The 8,015-nt window shown below is 63.9% G+C and carries 8 protein-coding genes and 4 pseudogenes; 9 read left to right on the forward strand and 3 right to left on the reverse strand.

What is annotated here, in order from left to right; translation table 11 throughout:
• Window positions 1-251: 251 nt before the first annotated feature.
• The 4 genes and pseudogenes from NW75_RS09225 to NW75_RS26240 all read left to right on the forward strand — a co-directional run.
• On the forward strand, window positions 252-845 hold the full coding sequence (locus NW75_RS09225) for a cold-shock protein (protein WP_033964882.1): 594 nt from the start codon (window positions 252-254) through the stop codon (window positions 843-845).
• A gap of 10 nt (window positions 846-855) precedes the next feature.
• Window positions 856-1,353, forward strand: a complete 498-nt coding sequence (locus NW75_RS09230) for a DUF192 domain-containing protein (RefSeq protein WP_033964884.1) — start codon at window positions 856-858, stop codon at window positions 1,351-1,353.
• Window positions 1,354-1,394: 41 nt separating this feature from the next.
• A pseudogene (locus NW75_RS09235) lies at window positions 1,395-1,775 on the forward strand (NADH:ubiquinone oxidoreductase subunit NDUFA12); the annotation flags it as partial.
• Between the two features lie 199 nt (window positions 1,776-1,974).
• Window positions 1,975-2,208 (forward strand): annotated as a pseudogene (locus NW75_RS26240) (DUF2155 domain-containing protein); the annotation flags it as partial.
• 35 nt (window positions 2,209-2,243) lie between these two features.
• On the opposite strand, the pseudogene aat reads toward NW75_RS26240, so the two are convergent.
• The 3 genes and pseudogenes from aat to NW75_RS09250 form a co-directional block, all read right to left on the reverse strand.
• Window positions 2,244-2,947, reverse strand: a pseudogene (gene aat / locus NW75_RS09240) (leucyl/phenylalanyl-tRNA--protein transferase).
• Window positions 2,948-3,000: 53 nt separating this feature from the next.
• Window positions 3,001-3,726, reverse strand: a complete 726-nt coding sequence (locus NW75_RS09245) for a ParA family protein (RefSeq protein ID WP_033964886.1) — start codon at window positions 3,724-3,726, stop codon at window positions 3,001-3,003.
• 71 nt (window positions 3,727-3,797) lie between these two features.
• Window positions 3,798-4,100, reverse strand: a complete 303-nt coding sequence (locus NW75_RS09250) for a hypothetical protein (protein ID WP_231565080.1) — start codon at window positions 4,098-4,100, stop codon at window positions 3,798-3,800.
• 312 nt (window positions 4,101-4,412) lie between these two features.
• On the opposite strand from NW75_RS09250, the gene NW75_RS09255 reads away from it, so the two are divergent.
• From NW75_RS09255 to NW75_RS09275, 5 genes and pseudogenes are all read left to right on the forward strand, one after another.
• Entirely contained in the window at window positions 4,413-5,402 is a 990-nt protein-coding gene (locus tag NW75_RS09255; RefSeq protein ID WP_033964888.1) for a cysteine synthase A, read from the forward strand.
• A gap of 87 nt (window positions 5,403-5,489) precedes the next feature.
• A complete protein-coding gene (locus NW75_RS09260) occupies window positions 5,490-5,840 on the forward strand; it encodes a hypothetical protein (RefSeq protein WP_231565081.1) in 351 nt (116 codons plus the stop codon).
• 258 nt (window positions 5,841-6,098) lie between these two features.
• Window positions 6,099-6,599, forward strand: a complete 501-nt coding sequence (locus NW75_RS09265; protein ID WP_033964889.1) for a division/cell wall cluster transcriptional repressor MraZ — start codon at window positions 6,099-6,101, stop codon at window positions 6,597-6,599.
• Window positions 6,596-7,556: pseudogene (gene rsmH, locus NW75_RS09270) on the forward strand (16S rRNA (cytosine(1402)-N(4))-methyltransferase RsmH). The gene NW75_RS09265 and the pseudogene rsmH overlap by 4 nt, the downstream one beginning before the upstream one ends.
• Window positions 7,556-7,990, forward strand: a complete 435-nt coding sequence (locus NW75_RS09275) for a hypothetical protein (RefSeq protein WP_231565082.1) — start codon at window positions 7,556-7,558, stop codon at window positions 7,988-7,990. Before rsmH ends, NW75_RS09275 begins: the two are co-directional and overlap by 1 nt.
• Window positions 7,991-8,015 lie beyond the last annotated feature (25 nt).

Below are 8,015 nucleotides of genomic sequence, written 5' to 3' on the forward strand. Positions count from 1 at the left end.
CGAATCGGGCCTTTCGCGCGCGTACAGGCGGATCGAACGGAGCGCGAAAAGCACATTGCGGCGATGATTCGCGGCGGCCACGATTTCACGCTCGCGCGTCGTATTGCCATGATGGCACCCGATGAGGATTGCGATCGATTGTTCGAAAACCGATAGATTCCGCTTCCTGTCTGTGGAGTTTCGCACAGAACTTGTCTGATTTTTCTCTAGCCTGCGGTCGGTGCTACGCCAGCGAGTGGGGGGGTATCGGCATGCTGAACGAAACGATTTTGTTGCCCGATAGATCGAAAAGCGCGGAACAGGCCAAGGCGGAGACGACTACGACCGGCGCGTTGACCCGCGTCTATTCGGGTGTTTTAAAATGGTTCGACATCACGCGCGGGTTCGGCTTCCTGGTCGCCGACGATCCGACCGTGGGCGATATCCTCATTCATTTTTCGGTGTTGCGCCCGCACGGGCGGCGCAGCCTTCCCGAAGGCGCGCGTCTGGAATGCGTGGCGGCTTTGCGAGATCGTGGACTGCAGGCCATCGAGATTCTTTCGATCGATTTGACCGATGCCGCCGAACCGCTCGACCGCCTGCGGCTGTCTGCCCCCATCGCGCAGGATCGCGACTGCGGTCTTGATAAAGCGGGCCCGTTCGAACCGGTTACGGTCAAGTGGTTCAATCGACTGAAAGACTATGGCTTTCTGGTGCGCAATGACGATTCGGCGGATGTTTTTGTCCATGTCGAGACGTTGCGTCGGTCTGGGCTGGCCGATGTAGAGCCGGGGCAGCTATTGCTTGCGCGGATGGTTGCAGGGGATAAAGGCCCCCTTGCAGTGGTCGTGCAACAGGAAGGCTGAATCCCGTATCATGCGCGTTCGATGGGTAACGCTGTTGGCCGTTGCGGCGCTGGGCGTGGCAAGTGGCTGCAGCGGCACGACTGCGGCATCCGATCCGGTCGAGGCATCGGCGCAGACGGTCACGGTGACCATCAAGAGCGCCAACGGCCAACATACCTTCCTCGTCGAGACGGCCCGCACCAAGGATGAGCAGGAGCGGGGGCTGATGTTCCGCACCGACATTCCGCAAAATGGCGGGATGCTGTTCGCCCCTTATCCGCCAGAGGGTGGCCCCCCGCGCGAGGCGAATTTCTGGATGAAGAACACGCCGAGCCCGCTCGACATTATTTTCATCCGTGCAGACGGCACGATCGCGCGGATCGCCGAAAATACCGCGCCGCAGTCGGAAACGCAGATCCCGTCGGGCGAACCGGTCAGCGCGGTGCTGGAACTTCGCGGGGGCCGCGCGCTCGACCTTGGCATCGCCGAAGGCGATCATGTTGCCTGGGCCGGACGGAAGAGCCAGTGATCGCAGTTGAAGGCAGCACTGGGTCGCGCTAAGCGCATTTCATGGGCATCAATCTCAATCCTTTCACCTGGTGGACCGGCGCGAGCTGGGGCACTGCCTTTGGTCTGCGCGGCAAGGCGCGCGTAGGCGAAGACGCGCTTGGCAACGTCTATTATGAGGGCGGGCGCGATACCGCGGGCAATCCACGCCGCTGGGTGATCTACAACGGTCCCAATGATTCGAGCCGAGTCGCGCCCGAGTGGTTCAGTTGGCTCCACCATCAAGTCGATGACGTGCCGTCGCGCGCGCTGCCTGCGCCGCGCGCTTGGCAAAAGCCGGCCGAGCCCAATTTGACCGGCACGGTAGCCGCCTATCGCCCGAGCGGCGCGCTGGAAAAGGGCGGTGTGCGTGCCCCCGCGACCGGCGATTACGAAGCGTGGACGCGACGCGTGATTCGTCCCGCGCCGGGCGGCGTGACGCTGGTACTTGCCGCAGTGCTGGCCGGGTGTAGCCCGTCGAAAACGGTTGCGCCGGAACCCAAGGAAACCCCTGAAACCGCGCTCGACGCCGACACCAGCGCCAGCAACATCGTCACGGTGGATGTCGGGGGACGGAGTCGATCCGAGCTATGGTGCGACCCCGATGGCGGAACGCGTCGCGACCTTGGGACTGTTGAACAAGCGTAACGGCGTGTCGCGCGATATCGTGCTGAAACCCGGAAAGGCGGCGCGGATCGGTGATGTCGTAGTGCGGTTGCGCGCGTGCGAGCAAACCGCGCCGTGGGAGCAGGAACATTATACCGGGGCATTCGTCCAGGTTGATGTCGCGGGCAGCGACAAGAACTGGCGACGCGTTTTTTCGGGGTGGCTGTTCAAGGAGCGACCCGCGCTCAACGTTGTGCAGCACCCGATTTATGATGTGTGGGTCAAGAGTTGCGCGATGACCTTCCCCGAAGGCGGACCGAACTCCGTGGCGGGAACCGGTTTGTCCAACACCGGCGAGGCCGCTCGATCCAGCGCGAAGAAGTCGCCCACCCCCGACGCCGAGGCCCCCGAGCCGACCGCTCCCGCGATCGCGGCCGACAACGCCACCAGATAGTCGCTACGGCTGATCTCGATCGCGCCAAGCGAGGCGAGGTGATCGGTCATGAACTGGCAATCCAGCAGCGTGAAGCCGCCAACGCGCAGCCGCGCCACCAGCCAGGCTATCGCCACTTTCGACGCATCGCGGGCGCGGCTGACCATGCTTTCGCCGAAAAAGGCGCGCCCCAGTGCCAATCCGTAAAGCCCGCCAACCAGCGTCGTTCCGTCCCAGACCTCGACCGAATGCGCAAAGCCCATCGCGTGAAGCTGGATAAACACGCGTTCGATCCCGGGGTTGATCCAGGTGTCTGGCCGGTTCGGGACCGATTCCGCACACAACCGCAGCGTTTGCGCAAAGGCGGTGTCCGCAGTGACGCGATAACGATCCGCGGCGAGGGTCTTGCGCAGCGAGTGCGAGAGATGAAAGCCATCGAGCGGCAGGATCGCGCGCGCTTGCGGTTCGACCCAGTAGACCTCTTCGGCGTCGCGACTGTCGGCCATCGGAAAGACGCGACCGAATAGGCCCCCAGCACCAGTTGCGGGTCGAGCGTTTGGCGAGGGGAGGGCGAGTCGTCCGTGGCGCGGGTCACGCAGCCAAGCGGCGCTCGATCGCCTGCCACAAGTGCGCAAACGCCTGTGCTCCGGCTGATCGCGCGGCGAAGCTGCCGACGGGGGCCCGCCTGGCGGTGACTTGCTCGATGAGGCTGGCCATTGGCACGACGGGCCAATCGGGATGGCGGGCGAGTGCCTCGGCATGAAGTTTGCGGCGACGATCGACCATCGAATGGACCGGCATGATCTGCGCTTTGGTGCCAAGGTGCTTGATGACCTCGGCCAGCGCCCGTTCGGACAGTGGCGACGGGATGACCGGGACGACGATCAGATCGGCCGCGCGCATCACCTGGTCGCTGGTCTCGGTCAGGCCGGGCGGGCAGTCGAGCAGGATGCGATCATAATCCTTGCGCAACCCGACCAGCAGTTTTTGCAGGCGCTTTTTCTTGTCGAGTTCGTGGAACAGCAGATCGAGCCCGCGCAATGAGGCGTCCGCGCCGATCAGGTCGAGCCGGGGCGTCGCGGTCTTTTCGATCAGTTTGTCGGGTTCGACATCCTTGGCGAAAACCGATTGCGCCTGATCCTTGAGCTTGCCGTTGTCGGCGCGTTGCGACAGCAAAAAGGTGCTGGCGGCTTGCGGATCAAGATCCCACAACAGCGTCCGCCGCGAGGACAGCGTCGCCGATGCCCAGGAAAGATTGACGGCGAGCGTCGTTTTGCCGACGCCGCCTTTCAAACTGTAGATCGCAATCGTCGACACTGTTTTAGCCCCTCGCTCAGGAACGGCCTATCGTGGCGAATGCCGACGATGCGTGCAACCGGTGGCGAAGATCAGATGTCGCAAAGCTGCTTGGGCTTGCCCGGCTGAGTCAGCGTCACCGCCTTTTCGTTGCCGGTCATTTCATAGCCATCGGCCTTGAGCGGATCGCCTGCCTTTTCGGCGGTGAGCTTGACAGGCGTACCCTTCTCGGTCGCCTTGACCAGCGCCTGCTTGTCGCCCTGGAAGAAGGTGACGTAGACAAGGCTGTTGTCCTTGCAGCGGAAGGTGACTTCCTTCCGGATCGCGGGCGGCAATTCGACCGGGGCCTTGTTGGCCAGCACCGACGCCATCGGGTCGGGCGCGACCGTCGACACTTCGGTCGGCTTGTTTTCGCAAGCGAGAGCATCAGGAAAAGGGCGGCGGTGGGGAGGATGCGCTTGGTCATGGCATTTTTCTTCGCGCACGCAGCACGGGGCGTCAAGAGTGGTGTTTCCCGTAAGGTGCGTCATTTTTTGCGCCGCAATAATTCCGTAACACAAGCTCCACATTTTCGCCGATTTTCCGCCGGGATTTTGCGCCGATTGGGGTAATGGGCGGCCCGTCCTGTCGCTTTAAGCGTTTGCGCTTGCACGAGCCCAAGCAACGCTCGCTTGCCCCGGTCGCCAACACGCGGCATTTCAGGATGTATGCACGTCACCCCAAACTCGCTCGCCCTTATTGGCAATACACCGCTCGTCCTGCTCAAGGGGCCAAGCGAGGCGGCCGGGGGTGAGATTTACGGCAAATGTGAATTTGCCAATCCCGGCGCTTCGGTAAAGGACCGCGCAGCGCTCGGCATCGTCGAGGATGCGGAGGCGCGGGGGCTGATCGAGCCCGGCGGGTGTTTTGTCGAGGGGACCGCCGGTAATACGGGGATCGGCCTGGCGCTGGTCGCCAATGCCAAAGGCTATCGCACGATCATCGTGATGCCCGAGACGCAAAGCCGCGAGAAAATGGACACGTTGCGCGCGCTCGGGGCCGAGCTCGTGCTGGTGCCGGCCGCGCCCTATTCGAACCCGGCACATTTCGTCCACACGTCGCGGCGGATCGCGGAGGAAACCGCGAACGCGGTTTGGGCCAACCAGTTCGACAACATCGCCAATCGCCGAGCGCATATCGTTGGCACCGCCGAGGAGATCTGGGCGCAGATGGACGGGCGAATCGATGGATTCACCTGCGCGGCTGGCACCGGCGGCACGATCGCGGGAGTCGGGATGGGGCTGAAGGCAAAGGACGAGGCTGTCTGTATCGCGCTCAGCGACCCGCACGGTGCTGCCCTCTATGAATATTATGCGCATGGCGAGTTGAAGGCCGAGGGCTCTTCGGTCGCCGAGGGAATCGGGCAAGGGCGAATCACCGCCAATCTGGAGGGCGCGCCGATCGATACGCAATTTCGCATTTCGGATGCGGAGGGAATGGAATGGGTGACGCGGCTGCTGGCGGAAGAAGGGCTGTGTCTCGGCCTGTCGTCGGGGATAAACGTGGCAGGGGCGGTACGACTGGCGCGCCAGCTTGGACCTGGCAGCCGCGTGGTGACGATCCTGTGCGACACCGGTTTTCGCTATCTCTCAACGCTCTATAATCGCGCCTGGCTGGAGGAGAAGGGCTTGGCGGTTCCGCCCTGGCTTAGGGGCTGAGAATCGTCGGCATCGACAAGCACGCGTTAACGCGTTACATTTATGCCACAGCCTATGAAAATTCTTGCTCAAGACCCAGCGCAGACGATGCAGCGTGCGAAAGTCGGGATGATCGGCCTCGCCGCGGTCCTGCTGCTCATCGGCCTCGCTGCCGCGATCTTCGCGACGTCAGTCGCGATCGGCAAGTTGCCGCTATCGGTAGTGCGCGTCCCGATGTTGTCGCGACGATGGTTTCCGGAAATACCGCCGATTCGGCGAAGGAGCCGCTGGCCGAGCTCGGCGTCGCGCCCAGTGCCGTTACCCCCGCCAGCAATCAGAGCGATGCTGCTTCGTCAAAGGCTGCTGCTGCACCCGTTCGGTGACGCCCCCTTCACCGGGGATTTTCGGGGAAAAACGCCCCGCCGGGACCGGTTTTGCCGGTTAATCCCCCGATTGTAACCCCTCGATCTGCGAACGCACCAAGAACAAGCTGATATGGCACGCCTAAAATCCCCGAAGAAACGCGACGATTGAGGCTCTCTCCCCTCAAATCCCCGTGTTTCCCCTTGTATCCCCGGCTCGCCCCGTGTTACTTCTGATCCATCAGGGGCAGACTCATCTCGCCTGCGCATCATGCGCTGACCATGCGGGCACCTAGCGTCGCGATCCCGCGATTCTGGGCACGGGAGGGGCTTGCCCGACGGGTGCGGGGTAAGCGTGGACGATCGGAGCGAATATCAGGGAGACGGCCTCGGTCTTGTCGATGACAAGGGCCGGGTCGCGATTCCTGCATCGCTGCGACAAGCGCTGGCGACCAACAGCCCGCGTGCCGACGGCAAGGATGGCGGCACCGTCATCGTCGGCGTCCATCCGCAACAGAAATGCCTGCGCGCCTATGACCCGGCCTATGTCAAAATCCTGAAGGCCGAGATCGAGGCGATCCAGGCGCGCCAGCTCAATGAACTGGGTGAGCCAAACTACAATTTGAAGCGCCGCGGCGCGAGCGGCGAGCCCGTGCCGTTCGACGGCTCGGGCCGCTTCATCATGCCGGGTTTCCCGCGCGATTACGCCAATATCGGTGAGAACGCCTTCTTCTGGGGCACGTTTGACTGGATCGAGATCTGGGATCCAAAGACGCTGGTCGATGCGGTCGATGTCGATCCGGCGATGCAGGCGGCGTGCCGCTATCACTGCAAGGTGAAGGGGATTGCGCTGTGAGCGACGCCCCGCACATTCCCGTGCTGCTGGAGGAAGTGGTCGACGCGCTCGCCATTGCGCCCGGCGAGGTCCATGTCGACGCGACCTTCGGCGCGGGCGGCTATACGCGGGCGATGCTGGCGCGTGGCGCACGCGTGTTCGCCTTTGATCGCGATCCGGATGCGATTGCGGCAGGCGAGGCGCTGGTGCGCGACGCCGATGGCGCGCTGACGCTCGTTCCTGCCACTTTTTTCCGCGCTGGATGCCGAATTGACCGCGCGCGAGGTCGTGCCGGTGCAGGGTGTGACGATGGACATCGGCGTGTCGTCGATGCAACTCGACCAGGCCGAGCGCGGGTTCAGCTTCCAGTCGGACGGCCCACTCGACATGCGGATGAGCCAGGAGGGCGAAAGCGCCGCCGACTTCGTCAACGAAGCCGACGAAGGTCGGATTGCCGACGTGCTCAAGACCTATGGGGAGGAGCCGCGCGCGAAACGGGTCGCGCGCGCGATTGTCGCCGCGCGGCCGATCACGCGGACGAGCGAGCTGGCGCATGTCGTGCGCCGTGCGCTCGGCTACAAACCGCATGACAAGAAGGACCCGGCGACGCGGACCTTCCAGGCGATTCGTATTCACATCAATCGCGAGCTGGGCGAGCTGGCCGACGGGTTGGCGGCGGCCGAGCGTGTACTCGCTCCTGGCGGGCGCTTGGCGGTGGTGACCTTTCACAGCCTGGAAGATCGCATGGTCAAGCGTTTCCTGCGCGAGCGCTCGGGCGGGCTGCCATCGGGATCGCGGCACTTGCCGGAAGTGGCGGCGAAGCACGCTCCGAGCTTCGAACAGGTCGGGCGCGGGGTTCGCGCCAGTGACGATGAGATTGCGCGCAACCCGCGTGCGCGGTCGGCCACCTTGCGTACTGCACGGCGTACCGGTGCCGCGGCGTGGCCGGAAACACCTGGGACAGAGGGATTGTTATAATGCTGGGGCTGGCGTGGAAGAGTCTCGGATGGTTTCTGGCCGGCGTCGCGGTGGCGCTCGGCTTTCTGCTCGTGCCGTTGCAGGTTGCGGCGGAACGCAAGAAGCTTGACCGCACTGCGAGCGAGATCGAGCGTGCGCGGCGGGATATCCGCGCGCTGGAGACCGAATTCGACACCCGCGCCAACCTCGCGCAGCTCGACAAATGGAATGCCGAGACGCTCGGGCTGGTCGCACCGGCCGAGGGGCAGTTTGTGCAGGACGAAGCAGCGCTCGCTTCGATCGAACCGGGCAGCGCCCCTGCGCCCGGAACGCCCGCCGTGCAGATGGCCTCGTTCGTGCCCGCAGCGCCCGTTACCGCGATGACCAGCCAGCGGTCTCCCGCCCCGCAACCCGCCACAGCCGTGCACCCGCATCGCGAGACGAGCGCGCGGTGATCCAGCGCGCCGTTCCCCCACCGCG

This window comes from Sphingomonas sp. Ant H11, assembly GCF_000797515.1.
Classification (GTDB): domain Bacteria; phylum Pseudomonadota; class Alphaproteobacteria; order Sphingomonadales; family Sphingomonadaceae; genus Sphingomonas.